Origin of the sequence: Pseudomonas sp. NBRC 111119 (assembly GCF_001320125.1) — a bacterium.
In the GTDB taxonomy this organism is placed as follows: domain Bacteria; phylum Pseudomonadota; class Gammaproteobacteria; order Pseudomonadales; family Pseudomonadaceae; genus Aquipseudomonas; species Aquipseudomonas parafulva.
Genome location: NZ_BCAV01000058.1, coordinates 1 through 18,922, shown reverse-complemented (window position 1 = coordinate 18,922; position 18,922 = coordinate 1). Strand labels below are relative to the sequence as shown.

At 63.3% G+C, this 18,922-nt stretch carries 18 protein-coding genes; 12 read left to right on the top strand and 6 right to left on the bottom strand.

The genetic code is table 11. From position 1 onward, the window contains the following. Nucleotides 1–62: 62 nt before the first annotated feature. The 5 genes from ppnN (at nt 63) to uvsE (ending at nt 6,325) form a co-directional block, all read left to right on the top strand. Complete coding sequence (gene ppnN / locus APH25_RS20175; protein ID WP_028633765.1) at nt 63–1,436, top strand: nucleotide 5'-monophosphate nucleosidase PpnN; 1,374 nt, start codon at nt 63–65, stop codon at nt 1,434–1,436. Nucleotides 1,437–1,590: 154 nt separating this feature from the next. Further along, on the top strand, nt 1,591–2,097 hold the full coding sequence (locus tag APH25_RS20170) for a (2Fe-2S)-binding protein (RefSeq protein WP_028633764.1): 507 nt from the start codon (nt 1,591–1,593) through the stop codon (nt 2,095–2,097). After that, a complete protein-coding gene (locus APH25_RS20165) occupies nt 2,094–3,095 on the top strand; it encodes a xanthine dehydrogenase family protein subunit M (protein ID WP_060483135.1) in 1,002 nt (333 codons plus the stop codon). The genes APH25_RS20170 and APH25_RS20165 overlap by 4 nt, the downstream gene beginning before the upstream one ends. Beyond that, nucleotides 3,092–5,284 (top strand): xanthine dehydrogenase family protein molybdopterin-binding subunit, encoded by a 2,193-nt coding sequence (locus APH25_RS20160; protein WP_060483134.1) that lies wholly within the window; start codon nt 3,092–3,094, stop codon nt 5,282–5,284. Before APH25_RS20165 ends, APH25_RS20160 begins: the two co-directional genes overlap by 4 nt. Nucleotides 5,285–5,311: 27 nt before the next feature. Further along, nucleotides 5,312–6,325 (top strand): UV DNA damage repair endonuclease UvsE, encoded by a 1,014-nt coding sequence (uvsE, locus tag APH25_RS20155; protein WP_060483133.1) that lies wholly within the window; start codon nt 5,312–5,314, stop codon nt 6,323–6,325. 20 nt (nt 6,326–6,345) lie between these two features. Here the strand turns inward: uvsE and APH25_RS20150 are convergent, their stop codons facing one another. The 3 genes from APH25_RS20150 to APH25_RS20140 form a co-directional block, all read right to left on the bottom strand. Then, nucleotides 6,346–6,567 (bottom strand): hypothetical protein, encoded by a 222-nt coding sequence (locus tag APH25_RS20150; RefSeq protein ID WP_060483132.1) that lies wholly within the window; start codon nt 6,565–6,567, stop codon nt 6,346–6,348. Between the two features lie 141 nt (nt 6,568–6,708). Next, nucleotides 6,709–7,413 (bottom strand): SDR family oxidoreductase, encoded by a 705-nt coding sequence (locus APH25_RS20145; protein ID WP_060483131.1) that lies wholly within the window; start codon nt 7,411–7,413, stop codon nt 6,709–6,711. Between the two features lie 80 nt (nt 7,414–7,493). Beyond that, the gene (locus APH25_RS20140) at nt 7,494–8,399 is read right to left on the bottom strand and encodes a LysR substrate-binding domain-containing protein (RefSeq protein ID WP_060483130.1); all 906 of its coding nucleotides are present in this window, start codon (nt 8,397–8,399) and stop codon (nt 7,494–7,496) included. A 404-nt stretch (nt 8,400–8,803) separates the two neighbouring features. Between APH25_RS20140 and APH25_RS20135 the strand changes: the two genes are divergently transcribed. Both APH25_RS20135 and APH25_RS20130 read left to right on the top strand, forming a co-directional pair. Next, the gene (locus APH25_RS20135) at nt 8,804–9,253 is read left to right on the top strand and encodes a GNAT family N-acetyltransferase (RefSeq protein ID WP_060483129.1); all 450 of its coding nucleotides are present in this window, start codon (nt 8,804–8,806) and stop codon (nt 9,251–9,253) included. A 120-nt stretch (nt 9,254–9,373) separates the two neighbouring features. Then, complete coding sequence (locus APH25_RS20130; protein ID WP_060483128.1) at nt 9,374–11,227, top strand: ABC transporter ATP-binding protein; 1,854 nt, start codon at nt 9,374–9,376, stop codon at nt 11,225–11,227. Nucleotides 11,228–11,244: 17 nt separating this feature from the next. Here APH25_RS20130 and APH25_RS20125 read toward each other — a convergent pair whose 3' ends face one another. Then, complete coding sequence (locus tag APH25_RS20125) at nt 11,245–12,015, bottom strand: IclR family transcriptional regulator C-terminal domain-containing protein (protein ID WP_060483127.1); 771 nt, start codon at nt 12,013–12,015, stop codon at nt 11,245–11,247. Between the two features lie 152 nt (nt 12,016–12,167). Between APH25_RS20125 and APH25_RS20120 the strand changes: the two genes are divergently transcribed. From APH25_RS20120 to APH25_RS20105, 4 genes are read left to right on the top strand one after another with little or no spacing between them, the layout of a single operon-like run. Beyond that, nucleotides 12,168–12,977: a shikimate dehydrogenase gene (locus tag APH25_RS20120; RefSeq protein WP_060483126.1), complete on the top strand. Its 810-nt coding sequence runs from the start codon at nt 12,168–12,170 to the stop codon at nt 12,975–12,977. 4 nt (nt 12,978–12,981) lie between these two features. Further along, complete coding sequence (locus APH25_RS20115; RefSeq protein ID WP_060483125.1) at nt 12,982–14,715, top strand: FAD-dependent oxidoreductase; 1,734 nt, start codon at nt 12,982–12,984, stop codon at nt 14,713–14,715. Then, nucleotides 14,700–15,020, top strand: coding sequence for an NIPSNAP family protein (locus APH25_RS20110; protein WP_060483124.1), 321 nt, complete (start codon nt 14,700–14,702; stop codon nt 15,018–15,020). The genes APH25_RS20115 and APH25_RS20110 overlap by 16 nt, the downstream gene beginning before the upstream one ends. A gap of 36 nt (nt 15,021–15,056) precedes the next feature. Beyond that, on the top strand, nt 15,057–16,736 hold the full coding sequence (locus APH25_RS20105) for an FAD-dependent oxidoreductase (protein WP_060483123.1): 1,680 nt from the start codon (nt 15,057–15,059) through the stop codon (nt 16,734–16,736). A 122-nt stretch (nt 16,737–16,858) separates the two neighbouring features. On the opposite strand, the gene APH25_RS20100 is transcribed toward APH25_RS20105, so the two are convergent. Together APH25_RS20100 and APH25_RS20095 are read right to left on the bottom strand one after the other, a co-directional pair. Then, a complete protein-coding gene (locus APH25_RS20100; RefSeq protein ID WP_060483122.1) occupies nt 16,859–17,368 on the bottom strand; it encodes a ProQ/FinO family protein in 510 nt (169 codons plus the stop codon). 91 nt (nt 17,369–17,459) lie between these two features. Then, on the bottom strand, nt 17,460–18,674 hold the full coding sequence (locus APH25_RS20095) for an aldose 1-epimerase family protein (RefSeq protein ID WP_060483121.1): 1,215 nt from the start codon (nt 18,672–18,674) through the stop codon (nt 17,460–17,462). Nucleotides 18,675–18,701: 27 nt separating this feature from the next. Here APH25_RS20095 and APH25_RS25810 point away from each other — a divergent pair. Next, on the top strand, nt 18,702–18,922 hold a 221-nt coding region (locus APH25_RS25810; RefSeq protein ID WP_218186312.1), incomplete at its 3' end, for a hypothetical protein.

The window sequence follows — 18,922 nt, the reverse complement described above, 5'->3', positions numbered from 1 at the left end:
CCCACATTTCTCGGTATGGTGTTGTCAAAGAAGGATGTTTTACCCGCACAGGAAAGACTTAGATGCCTCAACGCCATGTCATCAATGCATCCGTCAGCCCCAAAGGCAGCCTGGAGACGCTGTCACAACGTGAAGTGCAGCAACTGAGCGAAGCCGGCTCCGGCAGCCTCTACACCTTGTTCCGCCAGTGCGCCCTGGCCATCCTCAACACCGGCGCCCATGTCGACAATGCCAAGACCATCCTCGAGGCCTACCAGGACTTCGAAGTGCGTATCCACCAGCAGGACCGTGGCGTACGCCTGGAGCTGCTGAACGCGCCCGCCGACGCGTTCGTCGATGGCGAGATGATCGCCAGCACCCGTGAAATGTTGTTCAGCGCCCTGCGCGACATCGTCTACACCGAGAGCGAACTGGCCAGCCAGCGCATCGACTTGGAAAGCTCCCAGGGCATTACCGATTACGTCTTCCACCTGCTGCGCAACGCCCGCACCCTGCGCCCGGGCGTGGAACCGAAGATGGTGGTGTGCTGGGGTGGCCACTCGATCAGCACCGAGGAATACCAGTACACCAAGAAGGTCGGCCACGAGCTGGGCCTGCGCAAGCTGGATATCTGCACCGGCTGCGGCCCGGGTGTGATGAAGGGCCCGATGAAGGGCGCCACCATCGCACATGCCAAGCAGCGCATGCCGGGCAGCCGTTACCTGGGCCTGACCGAGCCGGGCATCATCGCCGCCGAGGCGCCTAACCCGATCGTCAACGAGCTGGTCATCCTGCCGGATATCGAAAAACGCCTTGAAGCGTTTGTGCGTGTGGGCCACGGCATCATCATTTTCCCGGGCGGTGCGGGCACGGCGGAAGAATTCCTCTACCTGCTGGGCATCCTCATGCACCCAGACAACCAAGATGTACCGTTCCCTGTGGTACTGACCGGCCCCCGTAGCGCCGAGCCCTACCTGCAGCAATTGCATGCGTTTGTCGGCGCGACCCTGGGCGAGGCAGCGCACCGGTTCTACCAGATCATCATCGACGACCCGGCAGAGGTTGCCCGGCACATGGTGGAGGGGCTCAAGCAGGTGAAGCAGTTCCGCCGTGAACGTAACGATGCGTTCCACTTCAACTGGCTGCTCAAGATCGAAGAAAGCTTCCAGCGGCCGTTCGATCCCACGCACCAGGCCATGGCCGACCTGGCGCTGCGTCGCGACCTGCCGCCGCACGAACTGGCGGCGAACCTGCGCCGGGCGTTTTCGGGCATCGTGGCGGGTAACGTGAAGGACAAAGGGATCCGCCTGATCGAGGAGCACGGGCCCTACCAGATCCGCGGCGACAGCGCTGTGCTGGACCCGCTGGGGCGTTTGCTGCAGGCGTTTGTCGACCAGCACCGGATGAAGTTACCCGGTGGGGCGGCGTACGTGCCTTGCTACCAAGTGGTGACCTGACCCACCCAACTGCCGCTGCATAAAGGCAAACCACAGTACTCACGGGCAAAAATAACTGCGCCTGGGCACACAGGCTGAACGTTCCTGGCCCCACGCAAGTCGCAGCACTAAGACACAGACCACTGTGCGCACCCGACCCGTGAGGACCTGCACCATGACCGCAACCCCTGACCAGGGCGCCCTACAGCGCCCTTTGCAGATGACCATCAACGGTGAGCACAAAACGCTGACCGTACACCCCTGGACCACCCTGCTCGACCTGCTGCGCGAACAGCTGGACCTGGCCGGCACCAAGAAAGGCTGCGACCACGGCCAGTGTGGCGCCTGCACGGTGCTGCGCGATGGCAAGCGCATCAACGCCTGCCTGACCTTGGCGGTGATGTGTGAAGGTGCCGAGCTGGTCACCATCGAAGGCCTGGCCGACGGCGACCGCTTGCACCCCATGCAGCAAGCCTTCATCACTCAGGATGCGTTCCAGTGCGGGTATTGCACACCAGGGCAGATCTGCTCGGCGGTGGGCCTTGCCAATGAAGGGCGAGCCCATAACCGCGATGACATCCGTGAACTGATGAGCGGCAACCTGTGCCGCTGCGGCGCCTACAGCAACATCGTTGCTGCGGTGGAAGAAGCCTTGCCCTTGATCAAAGGGGCACGCCCATGACCCCTTTCAGCTATCACAAGCCGGCGTCACTCGATGAGGCCGTGAGCCTTGCAGGCCCGTCATCACGCTTCATTGCCGGGGGCACCAACCTGGTCGACCTGATGAAGGAAAACGTCGAGCGCCCTGAACACCTGATCGACATCACGGGCCTGGCCCTGAAGGCGATCGAGGAAACCCCCGAAGGTGGCGTAATGATCGGCGCGCTGGTCAGCAATGCCGACCTGGCCTGGCACCCGTTAGTCGAAGCGCGCTACCCCTTGCTGGCCCAGGCCATTCTGGCCGGCGCGTCCCCGCAGCTGCGCAACATGGCCAGCACCGGCGGCAACCTGCTGCAACGCACCCGTTGCTATTACTTCTACGACACTGGTACCCCTTGCAACAAACGCGAGCCAGGCAGCGGGTGCCCCGCGCGCCAAGGCCTCAATCGTATGCACGCCATCCTCGGCGCCAGTGACGACTGCGTAGCCACACACCCTTCGGACATGTGCGTGGCACTGGCCGCACTCGCGGCAGTTGTGCACGTTCACGGGCCCGCAGGGGCGCGGCAAATACCGTTTGCCGATTTCCATCGCCTGCCTGGGGACACGCCGCAGCGTGACAACCAGCTTGCCCAGGATGAGCTGATCACCGGCATCGAGCTGCCTGCCGAACCGTTTGCAGCGCACTGCCGCTATATCAAGGTGCGTGACCGGGCTTCCTATGCCTTTGCCCTGGTGTCGGTGGCGGCTGCGTTGCAGATCGAGAACGGGGTTATTCGCCAGGCGCGCCTGGCGTTGGGTGGTGTCGCACACAAGCCATGGCGAGACCCGGCAGTGGAAGCCCTGTTGCAGGGTAAACCCGCCAGCACCGAGCTGTTCACTCACGCTGCCGATGCCCTGCTGCAGGCGGCAAAACCGCTTGCCCAGAACGGCTTCAAAGTGCCGCTTGCGCGCAACGCCATTATCCGCGCACTGAGCGAGGCCTGCGCAGCCGACAACAGCCAGGGGGAGATGCAATGAACAGTGTTGTGGGAACACCCATGGACCGCGTGGACGGTGCGGCCAAAGTCACCGGCCAGGCCCGTTATGCCGCCGATTACCCGCAAGAAGGCCTGCTGCATGCCAGCGTGGTGTCCAGCACCATCGCCCGTGGCCGGGTGGTGAAGGTGAACAGCGAAAAGGCCCTGCAAGTGCCGGGCGTGATCGCCGTACTGGACCATACCAATCGCCCGCACGTGTCCAGCTACGATGATGATTACAGCGACGACGACGCCGCCGAAGGCTCGCCCTTCCGCCCATTGTTCAATGATCGCGTACTGTACAGCGGCCAGCCGCTGGCGCTGGTGATTGCAGACACCCTGGAGCTGGCCCGCTACGCCGGCTCACTCGTGACCATTGAGTACAGCCAGCAAGCGCATCAATCCGACTTGCTCGCTGCGCTACAGCAAACCCACGAAGCGCCCGCTGAAACACCAGAACCTCGCGGTGATTTTGCAGGGCATTTCGCGGGGGCCGATGCCAAGGTGGACGTGACCTACCTGACCGCCAACGAGCATCACAACCCCATGGAGCCCCACGCCTCGACGGTGTGCTATCAGGCCGACGGCAGCCTGGTCATCCACGACAAAACCCAGGGCACGCAGAATTGCCAGGAATACCTGCACAATATCTTCGGGCTGCCCAAAGACAAGCTGCGGGTCAAAGCGGCTTTTGTCGGCGGCGCGTTCGGCTCCGGCCTGCGCCCGCAGTACCAGCTGCCCCTGGCGGTGATGGCTGCGCTGCACCTCAAGCGCTCGGTGCGGCTCACCCTCACGCGCCAGCAAATGTTCACTTTCGGCTATCGTCCACGCACCCAGCAACGCCTGCGCCTGGGCGTGGATAAACGCGGAGCCCTGGTCGCCATCGGGCACGACGCCATCGGCCAGACATCGCGCTTCGAAGACTTCACCGAACACCTGGTGGAGTGGAGCGGCATGTTGTACCAGTGTGACAACGTGGCGTTGAGCTACCGCCTGGCGCCGCTGGATGTCTACACACCCCTGGACATGCGCGCCCCAGGCGCAGGCTCCGGGGTACTGGCATTGGAGTGCGCGATGGACGAACTGGCCAGTGCCGCCGGGCTGGACCCGGTGGAACTGCGCAAGCGCAACTTCGCCAGCCACAATGGCAACGAGGGCAAGCCCTACTCGAGCAAGGCGCTGCTTGCCTGCTACGAGCAGGGTGCCGAGCGCTTTGGCTGGGCCCGGCGGCAGGCCACGCCCGGGTCCATGCGCGACGGTAACCAGCGCATCGGTTGGGGCATGGCGGGTGGTGTGTGGGAGGCTATGCAGATGAAGGCCAGTGCCAAGGCCAGTTTGGACAGCGCCGGGCACCTGACTGTCAGCAGTGCGACCACTGACATCGGCACAGGGACGTACACGGTGATGACCCAGATTGCGGCCGATGCCGCGGGTATCGACGTAGGCAACGTGACCTTCAAACTGGGCGATTCCTCGTTGCCTACCGCGCCGTTGCAAGGGGGCTCGTTCACCGTGTCTTCGGTTGGCTCTGCGGTACGCCAGGCGTGCCTGACGTTACGCGAGCGGCTGATCGAACGTGCCCGCCAGCAGCGGCCTGAGTTGGCAAGCGAAGCGGATACCGCTTTCACCCTTGAAAACGGCCAGGTGAAGGCCGGCAAGCATTCAGTCCCGTTGGCTGAACTGCTGGCCGTGGACCCGCAGCAATGCCTGGAGGTGCAGGTCGAAGCCAACCCGGACGACAAGCGCAAGCCCTACTCCACCGCTACCCACTCGGCCGTGTTCGTGGAGGTGCAGGTGGACGACGACCTGGGCACGGTCCGCGTTACCCGAGTGGTCAGCGCGGTGGCGGCCGGGCGCGTTGTCAACCCAAAGACCGCACGCAGCCAGATACTCGGTGGCGTTGTCTGGGGCGTCGGCATGGCGCTGCATGAAGAAAGCCAGACCGACCATGCCCTGGGGCGCATCCTCAACCACAACCTGGCTGAGTACCATGTGCCGGTGAACGCCGACATCGGCGACATCGACGTCATCTTCGTCGAGGAAGACGACCGTGTGGTCAACGCGCTGGGCTCCAAGGGAGTAGGTGAGATCGGCGTGGTGGGGGTGGCGGCAGCGGTGGCCAATGCCATCTACCATGCCACCGGCAAACGTGTGCGTGAGTTCCCCATCACGCTGGACAAACTGATCTGAACGGGCTGGGCCCTCTGGAGCATCCCCATGTCACGCCTGGGCTTTGCCTGTATGTACCGGCACCCTCACCGCAGCCTGGCGGTGAAGGCGCTGGAAACCATCGAACGCACGTTCAACCCGCGGACCACCACCTTGCGTTGGGTCAGCGGGGCCAGCCAGGAGGCGGCCCGCGCTAAACTGCTCGAACTGGTGCAGCACAACCTCGACGCCCAGCTTCGGCTGCTGGCCTATGTCAGCGAGCTGCCCCCTGCCTTGCGCATGTTGCGGCTGAGCAGTGACCTGTTGCCGTTGTACAGCCACCCCAGCGTGGCGCATGTGTACCAGGAAGCCGATTTTCAGGGGCTGATGGCTGAGCGGTTTGCGGCGATCGGTGCCCTGGCGCGCCAGCAGGATATTCGGCTGTCGTTCCATCCTGGCCAGTACTGCGTACTGGGCTCGGATCGCCCGGAGGTGGTGGAGAACAGCCTGGCCGAGTTCGAATACCACGCAGACATGATCCGCATGATGGGCTACGGCAAGGTATTCCAGGACTTCAAATGCAATATCCACATTGCAGGCCGCCTGGGGGGTGAAGGCATCCGGCATGTGTGGGCGCGGCTGTCTCAGGTGGCGCGCAACGTGATCACGTTTGAGAACGACGAAAAAACCTATGGCCTGGATGACTGCCTGGCACTGGCCGACCTGGCACCGGTGGTGCTGGATATCCACCACTGCTGGATTCACGAGGGCGATTACATCGACCCCGCCGACCCACGGGTGGCGCGGGTGATCGACAGCTGGCGCGGTGTGCGCCCCACGATGCACTACTCGCAACCTCCTGAGCATCTGCAGGCATTGGGCTTCACCGCCGAGCGCAAACTGGTGATGGATGAGTTGCTGGCGCAGGCGAACAAGCGGGACCTGTATGCCCACAGCGCAACGATGTGGAACGACTGGACCAACCGCTACGCGCTGCAGTTCACCCAGTGGTTCGACATCATGTTCGAAGCCAAGGACAAGAACCTGGCAACCCTGGATTACTACCACCGTTACCTGGCCTGAGCTATGGCCACCGGCAGCCTTCAGTCGCTGCCGGTTCGGCCCTCGGTCTCCACACAGCCATTGCGGCACGTGCACTCGTATTCCGCCTGCGCGCGGGTGGGCAGGTTCAGGCTCAGCCGTATTTTGTCCTGGGTATCGTAGAGGTCATACCCTTCCCCCAGTGCGGATGGAAAGCCGATGCGTCGTGGGTGTATTTCTCGTATCAACGGTACAGCGGGAACCACAACGAAGCGCGTCTGCATGATCGTCCCTCTCCGGCAGTACCTTAGTATTAGTCCTGCTATGAGAAAGCATCAAGCATACTCATGCAATTAGGCGCCCGATTGCCGGTTGCCCTGACCTACGGTTAGTGGCTGGCCCTGACGCATCGTTCAACGGCAGTTTCAGACGCTGCGGGTAAGCCCGCCATCCACCTTGATGTTCTGGCCTGTTATATAGGCGGCGCCGTCGCTGGCCAGGAACCCGACCGTGGCGGCGATCTCACCGCTGCTGCCGTAACGCTGGAGCGGTACGCTGTCGCGGCGCTCATCGGTGGCGGGCAAGCTGTCGATCCAGCCTGGCAGCACATTGTTGATGCGAATGTTATCGGCGGCGTAGGTGTCGGCGTAGATCTTGCTGAAGGCAGCCAGGCCCGCGCGCATCACCGCCGAGGTGGGGAACAGGTCACTGGGTTCGAAGGCCCAGGCGCTGGAGATATTGATGATGACCCCGCTTTGCTGACGCTGCATCACCGGTGTCACCAGCCGCGTGGGGCGGATCACATTGAGCAGGTAGGTATCCATGCCCAGGTGCCAGTCGTCATCACTGATGTCCAATATCGGCCCGCGGGGGCCATGGCCGGCACTGTTGACCAGTACATCGATACGGCCCCACTTGCGCACCACTCCCTCGACAAGGCGCTGGAGGTCATCTACCGACTGGTTGCTGCCAGTGATGCCGAAGCCATTCAGCTCCGCAGCCAATACCTCGCCTTTGCCAGATGACGACAGGATGCCGACCTTGAAACCGTCTTCGGCAAGCCGGCGGGCTGCCGCTGCGCCCATGCCGCTACCACCTGCCGTAATGATCGCTACCTTTTCAGTTGCCATGTTGCCTCCAGTGTTCGCGGTAAATGCGTGAACTCACGGTAGCAGCGATACCAAGGTGCAGGTAGGCAGCCGGCACTGGGCTAGGCAGTAGGTTTTCTATCGACGGCTTCGGTTTGCAACCAGTCGATCACCGCCTGCAACGTAGGGTGAGGCCGGCCCTTGCGCGGCCAGACCAGATAGAACGCCTTGTCCAGCTGCAGTTGCTGGGGCAGCGCCAACGCCAGCCTGCCGGCGACAATGTCGTCGCAGACAAACGCGTAACTTGCCAATGCGATACCCTGCCCGCCCACCGCCGCCTCGATAGCCAGCGAGGTCTGGTTGAAACGCACTGATCGGGCAGCGGCCGGCGGGTGGCCGGGGAATGCCGTGGCGCAAAACGAAGGCCAGAAGTCATGCGCATCGTGCAATGCCACGTAGCGTTGCAACGCGGCAAACGTCTCTGGCGGCCCGTTTTCGTTCAGCAACCTTGGGCTCACCACGGCAACGATGGGCTGCTCCATCAGCAGCAGGGTTTCCAGCCCAGGGCCAAATGGCGGACGACCGTAGCGCACCGCCAGGTCCACGCCATCGGTATGAAAATGTGAAAGCCGGTCGGTGGCCAGTACCCGCAGGTCAATCCCAGGGTGTAGCTCTGCAAGCTGGCCCAACCGTGGGATCAGCCATTTGGAGGCGAACGTAGGGGTCACGCTGACCGTAAGGTGCAAGGCCGCCGGCCGCAGCGACCGTGTTGCATCGTCGATCATGGCCAGGGCGCTGCGCACGCTGTTGCTATAGGCACGCCCTGCATCGGTCAGCCCGAGCCCGCGTGGCAACCGCTCGAACAGGCGTACCTGCAGGGTGGCCTCCAGCCCACGCACCTGCTGGGCAACGGCCGCCTGGGTTACGCCTATTTCTTCGGCCGCGAGGCGAAAGTTGAGGTGACGGGCCACCACTTCAAACACCCGCAGTGCGTTGAGCGATGGCAGTTCAAGGAAACCGACAGGCATGGGTTGGGTATCTGGGGCTGGATGAGGGTTTGCAGGCTAGCGGCAATGCGGCGGGAAGTCGATCTTAGCCTGGGATTGCAGCGCAGGGTTTCGGATTTTCTATGGCCGGCGCCACCACGCCGACCGGTTTGCAGGTAGAAGAGTGTGTAGGCTTACAGGTGCCCGCCTTGAGGGTTTTTTCGGCTGTGAGATCGAGCGCCGCCCGCGCGGCGCATCGCGAGCTGCGCTCGCTCCTACATTTGTTTCGGGCCAGTAACGGCTGTGTGCAACGCAGCCTGCACTAGCACCAATTGCCTACGGGTATTTGGCGTGACGACAAGGCTACTTCTAGAATGCCCCCACACTCGCCCCCCCTAGTGACCGTGAACCGCCCTGCTGACCATTTGCCGAAAAGGACCTCCCCCATGCAAATACGCCCGCTCTGCCCAGACGACCTGCCCCACGCCAGCGCCTTGTGCCTGTCAGCATTCACCCAGGCTGTTGCGCCCACGCTATCGGCAGAGGGTGTGACCACGTTCAGCGGGCTGGCTACTGCCCAAGCTTTCAGGGAACGCCTGCGGGGCGACAACGTGATGCTGGCCTGCGTGGCAGAGGACGAACTGGTAGGCCTGGTGGAACTCAAGGAGGGCCGCCACATTGCCATGTTGTTTGTCGCCCCGGCTTGGCAACGGCGGGGGGTGGGCGCGCGCCTGATCAACGCTGCGCTAACCCACGCCAGAACTGATGTGGTCACCGTCAAGGCTTCGCTGAATGCCGTAGCGGCGTACCAACGGTTCGGCTTTGCGTTGGCAGGCAATACTGGCGAGTTTGCCGGCCTGGTCTACCAACCGATGGAGCGGCGCCGGCACGCCTGAAGTACGCCCGATAGACGAAGATTGGAACGGATCGCCCTCGCGCCTGTCTACCTGAAGGCGAACCGGCCCAACTGCTGTATGGTGGCCCGCCAAGCGAACCCTGATTTCCGGAGACACTGCATGCTGCGTATGTTTGAGCGCCGGCTCGATCCTTTCCCTCCCGACGAAGCACCGCCACCACCGATGGGCTTGTTGCGCTTCATGTGGGCCTGCACCCGCGGCGCCCGCGGCTACATCCTGGCACTGGCGCTATTGAGCGCTGGCGTGTCGATTTACGAAGCCTGGTTGTTCTCGTTCCTGGGCCAGGTGGTCGACCTGTTGTCGGCCTGGAAGGCCGGTGATACCACGGGCCCGCAGGAAAGCCAGGTGCTGTGGGGCATTGGCAGCGTGCTGGTGATCAGCATCGTGCTGGTGGCCCTGCGCACCATGGTCCAGCACCAGGTGTTGGCTATCAACCTGCCGCTACGCCTGCGCTGGGACTTCCACCGGCTGATGCTGCGCCAGAGCCTGTCGTTCTTTTCTGACGAGTTCTCGGGGCGGGTCACCACCAAGGTGATGCAGACCGCACTGGCCGTGCGCGAAGTGCTGTTTACCGTAATCGAGATTCTGCCTGGCATCGGCGTGTACTTCATCGCCATCATCGCCCTGGCCGGGGGCTTTGATCTGAAGCTGATGCTGCCCTTCATCGCCTGGGTGGCCTTGTTCGGGCTGGCGATGCTGTATTTCGTGCCACGCCTGGGCAAGGTCGGCCAAGAACAGGCAAACGCCCGCTCGTCCATGACCGGGCGGGTATCGGACGCCTACACCAACATCACCACCGTCAAGCTGTTCTCCCACTCCAAGCGCGAGGCGCATTTCGCCCGTGCTGCCATGGAGGATTTTAAACAGACCGGTTTCCGCCAGATGCGCCTGGTGAGCCAGTTCGAGATCGTCAACCAGGCACTGGTGGTGGGGCTGATTTTTGGCGCCGGCGGCTACGCATTGTGGCTGTGGCACCAGGGCCAGGTAGGCACTGGCGCCGTCGCGGCCATTACCGCCATGGCGTTGCGAATCAACGGCATGTCTCACTGGATCATGTGGCAGATGACCTCGCTGTTCGAGAACATCGGCACGGTGCAGGATGGCATGGCTACCCTCACCCGCGGCCCCAAGGTGCAGGACGCACCCGGCGCAGGCGAACTGGTCACCCGCGGTGGCGCCGTCACGTTCGACAAGGTCAGCTTCAACTACAACGGCGAGCGCCAGGTGCTCACCGACCTCAGCCTGCAGATCAAGCCTGGCGAAAAGGTCGGCCTGGTGGGCCGTTCCGGGGCCGGCAAGTCCACGCTCATCAACTTGCTGCTGCGCTTCTACGATGTGGACAGCGGTGAGATCCGCATCGATGGGCAGAATGTGGCGAAGGTCACCCAGGACAGCCTGCGCAGCGCCATCGGCATGGTCACCCAGGACACCTCGCTGCTGCACCGCTCCATCCGTGACAACATCGCCTATGGCCGCCCGGACGCCACTGATGCGCAGATCCGCGCTGCCGCCGCGAACGCCCAGGCCGACGGTTTCATCAGCCAGCTCAGCGACCGCCAGGGGCACAGCGGCTACGACACCCTGGTGGGCGAACGCGGCATCAAGCTGTCCGGTGGCCAGCGCCAACGCATCGCCATTGCCCGGGTCATGTTGAAGAACGCGCCTATTCTGCTGCTCGACGAGGCCACCAGCGCGCTGGACTCGGAGGTGGAGGTGGCAATCCAGGAGAGCCTGGACGAAATGATGGAAGGCAAGACCGTGATCGCCATCGCCCACCGGCTGTCGACCATCGCGGCCATGGACCGGCTGATCGTGATGGACGACGGGCGCATCATCGAGCAAGGCACCCACGCGCAGTTGTTGGCCAAAAATGGCACCTACGCGCGCTTGTGGCAGCACCAGAGTGGCGGGTTTCTGGGCGAGGACCAGGGCGTGGCCCAGGTACTGGACTGACCGCAACGGCCGGTGCGCTAACCCAGCACCGGCCGCAGCAGCGCCTGGGCCTCGAACAAGGGCGCCAGGTAACGCATGCGAATCTCGTCAACGCTGGAGCGTGACACATGGGTTGTGAGGGTAAGGGTAGCCTTTAACTGGCCGGCCCTGTCCAGCAGCGGCACGCCCACTACCCGCATGCCCACTTCATATTCCTGATCGACCACGCAAAAGCCTTGGTGCCTGACCTGCTGCAACTGCGCCAGCCACTGCGCCGGGTCGGTCTGCGTGTAGGGCGTCAGCGCCTGCAACGGGTTGCGCAGCAAGTAGGCGTCCCGCGCTGCATCGTCCTGCCAGGCCAACCAGACACGCCCGCCTGCCGTGCAGTGAATGGGCACCCGCGAGCCGGGACGAATAGACAGCGATGCAACGTGGCTGTAGCGGCTGCGCACCAGATGGATGATTTCGTCGCCATCGCGGGTGCCTACCGACACATGCTCCTGCGTCTGCCGGGCGACCTGCTCGACGATGGGCCGCAGCATGCGCGGTAACTGGGCGGAGTCCACATAGGCCTGGCCGATGCGTAGGGCTTTGGGCGTCAGCCAGTACTCACGGTTGTCGGTTTCAGCGAACCCTTCATGCACCAAGGTCAACAGGAACCGTCGCGTAGCACTCGGCGTCAGCCCCGACAAGCGGGCTGCGTGGGCGACGCTGAGGCGAGGATGGTCGGCGCTGAACAACTGCATCAAGGCCAGGCCCTTCTGCAGGCCGGCAATCAGGTCACGGGGGTGGATGTCAGGGGTGCTCATAGGGATCACGCTCAACGGATCGAAATAGTCCCAATCATGCGATAAACGCGCTCACATTGCGATAATCGCAGAATCAAAAGCCGTGCGGCATTGATCGCCGAGGGTGCCTGCCACACCCTTGCCTCCACAACAACATCAACAAGGAGGCCGCGATGATCCGTGGTGCTTTTGAACTGGTTGCCATCGTCGGCTCACCCATTGCCCAGGTGAAATCACCGGAAAACTTCAACACCTGGTTCGTCAACAACAACCGCGCTGTGGCAATGCTGCCCATCGACTTGCACGCCCAGGCGCTGGATAGCTTCGCCACCACCCTGCGGGGCTGGCAAAACCTGCGTGGCTGCGTGGTCACGGTCCCTTACAAGCAGGCCATGGCAACCTGTGTGGACAGCCTGAGCGTGCGCGCCGCTGCGCTGGGCTCGGTCAATGTGATCCGCCGTGAGCCTGATGGCCGGCTGCTGGGCGACAACGTGGATGGCGCGGGCTTCCTTGGCGCTGCCCTCAAGCATGGCTTTACAGCAAGCGGCCGGCGCGCCCTGGTGGTCGGTTGCGGTGGGGTCGGCAGCGCCATCGCCTACGCCTTGGGTGAAGCCGGCATCGCCAGGCTCAGCCTTACCGACCCCAGCAGCGCACGCTGCGCGGCACTGTGCGAGCTGCTCGGCCACACGTTTGCAGAACTCGAGATCGACACCCAGGTGGACGACCTGGGTGCATTTGACCTGGTCGTCAATGCCTCACCCGTGGGCATGGGCGACGACGCCCAACTGCCCCTGCCCGCTGCGCTAGTGGCCACCTTGCAACCTCATACGCTGGTGGCCGACGTGGTCACCTCGCCCGAGATCACACCCTGGCTGGCACGTGCGCGGTTGGCGGGTTGCCGTATCCAGACCGGCGCGCAGATGGCGTTCGCCCAACTCGGCCACCTGGGCGCCTTCATGGGCGTCACCCCGCTGGAGATCTAAGCCCATGAACACGCTCGAACCCGATCAGCATCCCGTTGATGTGATCGTACTGGGCAGCGGCGCCGCCGCGTTTGCCAGCGCCGTAACGGCTGCCAGCCAGGGCCTGAACGTGGTGATGGTGGAGAAAGCCGCGCAATTTGGTGGCACCTCGGCCATTTCCGGTGGGGCGGTGTGGCTGTATGGCACTGACCAGGCGCGAGCAGCCAAGGTAAAGGACTCTGAAGAGGCCATGCGCACTTACCTCAAGCAAGTGATCGGTGACGGTTACGACCCGACATTGGTCGATGCCTTTATCGAGCAGGGCCACCAGGCGCTGCGCTGGCTGGAACACCACACCGAACTGCGCTATGCGCTACGCCCTCATTCCCCGGACTACTACCCGGACGCCCCTGGGGCCACCGAGTGCGGTCGGGCGCTGGAAATGGTCGAATATGACGGTAGGCGGCTGGGCGCTCGCCTCAAGGACCTGCAAATGCCCCCGCCCGGCATGCTGCTGTTCGGCGGCATGATGGTGAACCGCGTAGACATCCAGCATTTTCTGAGTGTGCGCCGCTCGCCCAGGTCGCTGTGGCACTGCCTGCGGCTCTTGGCGCGCTACGGCGTAGACCGCCTGCGTCATCCCCGCGGCACGCGGCTGACCACGGGCAATGCGATGATCGCCCGCCTGGCCACCAGCGCTTTCGCCAAGGGCGTGCAACTTTGGCTGCGCAGCGAAGCAGAGGAACTGATCGTCGAACACGGTGCAGTCACGGGTGTGGTGGTAAGACGCGGCGGGCACCGGCATCGGTTGCTGGCAAAAGGCGGCGTGGTCTGCGCGATGGGAGGCTTTGCGGCAGGCCGGCTGGCAGCCAGCTACCGGCCAGATTTGCCCGGGACGCACTTGACGATGTCACCCGCCAGCAACGACGGTGCGGCCCTGCGCTTGGGCCGTGCGGTACAGGCTGCAGTGGGCAGGGACCTTGCAGCCAACTTCTTCTGGGCACCGGTTTCTCAGGTTCGTCACAGGGAGGGCCATTACGAGCGCTTCCCGCACCTGGTCACGGACCGGGCCAAACCGGGGGTCATTGCCGTCGACAACAGCGGGCGGCGTTTCGTCAACGAAGCAGACTCCTACCACCACTTCGTAGAAACCCTGTTCGCCAAGGGCATCGCCAGTTGCTGGCTAATCTGTGATGCCCAGGCCATGAACCGCTATGGCCTGGGGCTGGCGCGGCCAAAACCGGTAAACAACCAAGCACTGATCGACGCAGGCTACCTGTACCGTGCCGACACCCCCGAGGCACTGGCCCAGGCGATCGGCGTCGATGTGCAAGGCCTCGCGCACACCTTGCAGGCCTTCAATGCCGACGCCCAGGCCGGCCTCGATCCCGTCTTTGGCAAAGGCGCCAATGCCTACAACCGCTACATGGGCGACCCGCAGCACCGGCCCAACCCCTGCCTGGCGCCGCTGCAGACTGCCCCCTATTACGCCATACAGCTGCACACCGGTGACCTGGGCTCGGCGTGCGGCCTGGTGACGGACGCCAACGCCAATGTACTGGACGAGAGCGGCCAACCCATCACCGGTCTTTACGCCGTCGGCAACGACATGAATTCGATGATGAAGGGCACCTATCCGGGTCCCGGTATCACCCTGGGCCCTGCCCTCACGTTTGGCTGGCTTGCGGCCAACCACATCACAGCGCGCCTGCAAGCGCCGTCAATCCCCAAGGAGCACACCGCATGTACTACGAAATGAGAACCTACACCCTCGACCCCCTGAAAATGGCCGACTGGCTGGCGCTGTATCAAAGCCATGCGCTAGCCGTGCAACGTGAGCACCTGGGCAACCTGGTGGGGTTCTTCACCAGCGAATTCGGTGAAGTGAACCAGGTTGTGCACCTGTGGGGTTACGCCAGCCTGGACGATCGCATGGCCCGGCGTGCGGCCATGGTAGCCGACCCACGCTGGGCGGCGTTTTCCAAGCGCAATCGCGAGCTGGGGGCGGTGTTGAACCTGCAGTCACGGCTGCTGCGCCCTACTGGCTTTTCGCCCTTGCAGTAACACACGCACGTTCTTTGACCTTGGGGCTGATTCGACATGCAAGCGCTTGAGTGTGACGTTCTGGTGATCGGCTCCGGGGCTGCCGGCCTGGCTGCTGCGGTAACGGCGGCCCATCACGGCCTGCGGGTGATCGTGGCGGATAAAGCCAGCCAACTGGGCGGTACCAGCGCCTGGTCGGGTGGCTGGCTGTGGGTACCGCGCAACCCGCTGGCCATCGCGGCAGGCCTGGTCGAGCCGGAAGCTGACCCGCAGCGCTACCTGTGCGCACAGACCCACCGTGCAACACTGGACCCGCGCCAGCAGGCCTTTCTGCAGCACGGGCCGCAAATGGTGGCGTTTTTCCAGCAGCATACAGCGGTGCGCTTCCAGTCCGGCAACCACGTGCCGGATATGCACGAGGGGCCTGGCAGTGCCGCCGGGGGGCGCTCGCTGTGTGCGCTACCTTACGACGGGCGCCTGCTGGGCCCATGGCTGGCCAAGCTGCGCCCCCCGTTGGGCATTGTCAGCCTCGCCGGCATGGGCATCGCCGGGGGTGCCGACATGGCTGCGTTCTTCAACGCCACCCGCTCCCCCAAGGCAGCCTGGTACGTGGGCAAACGCCTGCTGCGCCACGCACACGACCTGGTGATTCATCGCCGGGGTACGCAGTTGGTCAATGGTAATGCCTTGGTGGCGCGGCTGCTGCGCAGTGCCCTGGACCTGGGCGTGACGCTACTGACGGACAAGGCGGCTATTAAGCTATTGGGGGAAGGCCGTGTGGATGGTGCTCGGTTCGCCGATGGCCAGGTGATCCGTGCCGGGAGGGGCGTGGTGCTGGCCTGCGGTGGTTTCCCTCACGATAGCGAGCGCATCGCCCAGCTGATGCCCCATGCTCCTGATGGTCGCGAGCACTATTCAGCGGCGCCCAGCACCAACACCGGCGATGGTTTGCGCCTGGGTGAACGGGCAGGTGGCGTAGTCGATGCCGGGCTGGCCCATGCCGGCGCTTGGGCGCCGGTGTCGCGGGTGCCGGAGGCCGACGGGCGCTTCAGTCACTTCCCGCACCTGGTCGACCGTGCCAAACCGGGGTTCATTGCGGTACGCCGTGACGGGCGCCGGTTCGTCAATGAAGCGGATTGCTACCACGACTTCATGAACGCACTGTTCGCGGCTACGCCGGTGGGCGAGCCGGCGCAGGCGTGGCTGATCTGTGATCACCGCGCGCAACGGCGTTACGGGATCGGCTGGGCGAAGCCGTTTCCGTTTTCGACAGGTTTTTATCGCAGGCGGGGGTATTTGCACTGTGCGAGAACGCTGGCGGAACTAGGCCGCCAATGCGGGATCGATGGGGCGCAATTGCAGCAAACGGTGGCGGCGTTCAACCGGCATGCTGTGGAAGGTGAGGACCCTGAGTTTGGTCGGGGGGTGTCAAGGTACAACCGTGTGCAAGGTGAGCCGTTGCAAGTGCCTAATCCGTCACTGGGGCCGCTGAAGCAGGGACCGTTTTATGCGGTGAAATTGGTGGCGGGTAGCCTTGGGACTTTCGCTGGTCTGGCTACGGATGATTGTGCGCGGGTGCTGGACTTGCAGGGGCAGCCGATTAAGGGGCTGTTTGCGGTGGGCAATGATATGAGCAGTGTGATGGGGGGCTATTACCCCAGCGGGGGTATTACGTTGGGGCCCGGGATGACGTTTGGGTACATCGCTGGAAATGTTTTAAGTGGTCGGGATGGCTGAGCGCGTGCCGGCGAGTACGCCAGCACGCGCTCATCAATACATTGACCTGTAATGGCTTTCGCCTGGGCCGGTATTGCTTCGACCGCTTTCCATGAGCCCGGTTTGGCGGGCTCATCGGCTGCTCAGCCCGGCGTCTGCTCTGCACTGACCGCAGCCGCTGGCTCAGGCGCAGCGGCTTTGGGTTTTGCACGGTTGCGGCGAGCCTGGTTGAAGTGCCGCGCAGCTTGCTGCTTGGCGTGCAGCGCCTGGGCGGCGGTCACACTGCCCGCGGCCTGCCCGTTCAAGTCCAGACGCGGGGCGTTTTCCACCATGCAGGCCCAGTAGCGCGTGCCTTTGCACCAGGTGGCAATACCCAGTTTGAGCTGTTCACGGGTCAGGCCGAGCAGCTCCAGGTGTTGCTCGGCATCCTTGAAGATGCCCTCTTTGAGCGGCACCTTGGGTGCAGGGTTGACCGGGAAAGCCAATGGAAAATGCTTTTGCAAAGGCCATATGGCTTCCACTGCGGGATCCTGGCGGCGCGGGGTCGCCTGGGAGGGCGATTTGCGCGGCGCCGGCTTGGGCCGCTCGGCCTTGGCCTGTTCCTTTTCTGCCCGCAGGCGGTCACGGAGCTCCGCTAGTTGTTCAAAACCCATAGTTCAGTTCACTGCTTAGAAATTGATTTCGGTGTGCAAGGATATGCCATACGCGGCTCCGGGGCACCCCAAACCGTTGCTTTTACCCGCCCTACTCTTTGCTCAGGTCGACCAATGGCACCTGACGCACCTCGGTTTCGCGCCCGCCCTGGATCTCGCTCACCTGCTGCAAAGCCTTGTCCACGGCCGTTTTGTCCGCCAACAGGCTGTAACGGATGTGGAACTGGCGCTGCTCTTTTGGGCCAATCGTCGGGACCAGATTCAGAGGCCGCTGGTAACGACGGTTATAGGAAAAACTCGTCCCAGGCTCGAGGCCGGTGACATAGCCCTGACCCTGGGTGTCAGTGTTCTTCCACAGCGAGAACACCGGCAGCGTGCGGGTGTTGAAGCCCACCGCAACGCCCAGGCTGCCTGCCTTGTTGTGCAACACGGTCAGGGTATCGCCCTTGGCATCGGCATACGGCACCACGTTGTAGACCGTTTCATCGTAGTCCTTGGTGGGGGCGCGGTAGGTTTGCCAGTCAGGCAGATCGCCCTTGGCCTTGTCGTTGAACGGTGACACCTGCTTAACCGGGGCGGCGAAACGCGCCCCCTGCTCCAGAAACGGGGTGCTGAAGTTGCTGTGGTACAGCGCCTGGTATTCCTTGGGGTAATCGCCCTGGTTGGTGAGGGTGTCGTTGATGGCAAACGCCACGCTGCCCGGTTCGGTGACTACCTCGGTCGCCACGGCAAAGTCCACCTTCTTGAACGCCTGCTCCTTCAGTTCGCCCCGCAAGGTGATGGCGTACGGCGGTTTTTCGTCGATGTGCAGGGTGACCTTGCTGGCCGGGATGTTGGCAGCACGGCCATGCAGGGTTAGCAACTCACCGTTGTCGACGCCAGGGTGGCCCACCCATTCATAGCCGCAGCGAGTGACCAGTTCGTTGAAGCCTTCCAGCCAGCCCAGGCCTTTGCGGCCATTGAGTTCGATGAAGGACGGGTTCACCACCTCGGTAACCGGCGAGTCCCAGCCCATGCGCACCGAGCCGACCGAGGCCTTGAGGATGTTCATGCCACGGGTGGGGACTACCGAGAGTTTCAGGGTGCCATTGTCGATATCCACGATACTCACGCCCTCCTGCCGGCCTCCGTGCAGGGTGCGCAGCGTAACGCTGAAGGGCTTGTCGGTTTTCACACCGAGCGATTGGCTGGTGACCTGCCAGTTCTGGGCAGCTTTGTCGGTGTCGAGCAATACGTAGTCCCAGGCCAAGGCATGGGAAGTGGCAGACAAGGTGGTGAGCGCGACGATCAGTTTCAAAGGGGACATAGTGGTGGCCTTTCTTGGTGTTGTGGATTGCTTATAGAGCGAAAGAAACGATTCAGCAAGTTTGCATTGGCCGTTCCGGGCCAGTTAAACCTGCGCCATCTGCGCGCGAACGCCTTGGCGTATGACGCAATATCGTGCCGTACCAACAAGGCGGTCGCGCGCGCCCGCCACAAGCGTGACTGGCCCGAAACAACCGTAGGAGCGAGCGCAGCTCGCGATGCGCCGCGCGGGCGGCGCTCGATCTCACA

What these genes read in the sequence shown, in the direction of transcription:
- uvsE (WP_060483133.1), top strand. Translation starts at nt 5,312, where the DNA reads ATGTCACGCCTGGGCTTTGCCTGTATGTACCGGCACCCTCACCGCAGC.
- APH25_RS20145 (WP_060483131.1), bottom strand. Translation starts at nt 7,413, where the DNA reads ATGGCAACTGAAAAGGTAGCGATCATTACGGCAGGTGGTAGCGGCATG.
- APH25_RS20095 (WP_060483121.1), bottom strand. Translation starts at nt 18,674, where the DNA reads ATGTCCCCTTTGAAACTGATCGTCGCGCTCACCACCTTGTCTGCCACT.
- APH25_RS20105 (WP_060483123.1), top strand. Translation starts at nt 15,057, where the DNA reads ATGCAAGCGCTTGAGTGTGACGTTCTGGTGATCGGCTCCGGGGCTGCC.
- APH25_RS20160 (WP_060483134.1), top strand. Translation starts at nt 3,092, where the DNA reads ATGAACAGTGTTGTGGGAACACCCATGGACCGCGTGGACGGTGCGGCC.
- APH25_RS20130 (WP_060483128.1), top strand. Translation starts at nt 9,374, where the DNA reads ATGCTGCGTATGTTTGAGCGCCGGCTCGATCCTTTCCCTCCCGACGAA.
- APH25_RS20150 (WP_060483132.1), bottom strand. Translation starts at nt 6,567, where the DNA reads ATGCAGACGCGCTTCGTTGTGGTTCCCGCTGTACCGTTGATACGAGAA.
- APH25_RS20170 (WP_028633764.1), top strand. Translation starts at nt 1,591, where the DNA reads ATGACCGCAACCCCTGACCAGGGCGCCCTACAGCGCCCTTTGCAGATG.
- APH25_RS20165 (WP_060483135.1), top strand. Translation starts at nt 2,094, where the DNA reads ATGACCCCTTTCAGCTATCACAAGCCGGCGTCACTCGATGAGGCCGTG.
- APH25_RS20100 (WP_060483122.1), bottom strand. Translation starts at nt 17,368, where the DNA reads ATGGGTTTTGAACAACTAGCGGAGCTCCGTGACCGCCTGCGGGCAGAA.
- APH25_RS20140 (WP_060483130.1), bottom strand. Translation starts at nt 8,399, where the DNA reads ATGCCTGTCGGTTTCCTTGAACTGCCATCGCTCAACGCACTGCGGGTG.
- APH25_RS20110 (WP_060483124.1), top strand. Translation starts at nt 14,700, where the DNA reads ATGTACTACGAAATGAGAACCTACACCCTCGACCCCCTGAAAATGGCC.
- APH25_RS20135 (WP_060483129.1), top strand. Translation starts at nt 8,804, where the DNA reads ATGCAAATACGCCCGCTCTGCCCAGACGACCTGCCCCACGCCAGCGCC.
- APH25_RS20120 (WP_060483126.1), top strand. Translation starts at nt 12,168, where the DNA reads ATGATCCGTGGTGCTTTTGAACTGGTTGCCATCGTCGGCTCACCCATT.
- ppnN (WP_028633765.1), top strand. Translation starts at nt 63, where the DNA reads ATGCCTCAACGCCATGTCATCAATGCATCCGTCAGCCCCAAAGGCAGC.
- APH25_RS20125 (WP_060483127.1), bottom strand. Translation starts at nt 12,015, where the DNA reads ATGAGCACCCCTGACATCCACCCCCGTGACCTGATTGCCGGCCTGCAG.
- APH25_RS20115 (WP_060483125.1), top strand. Translation starts at nt 12,982, where the DNA reads ATGAACACGCTCGAACCCGATCAGCATCCCGTTGATGTGATCGTACTG.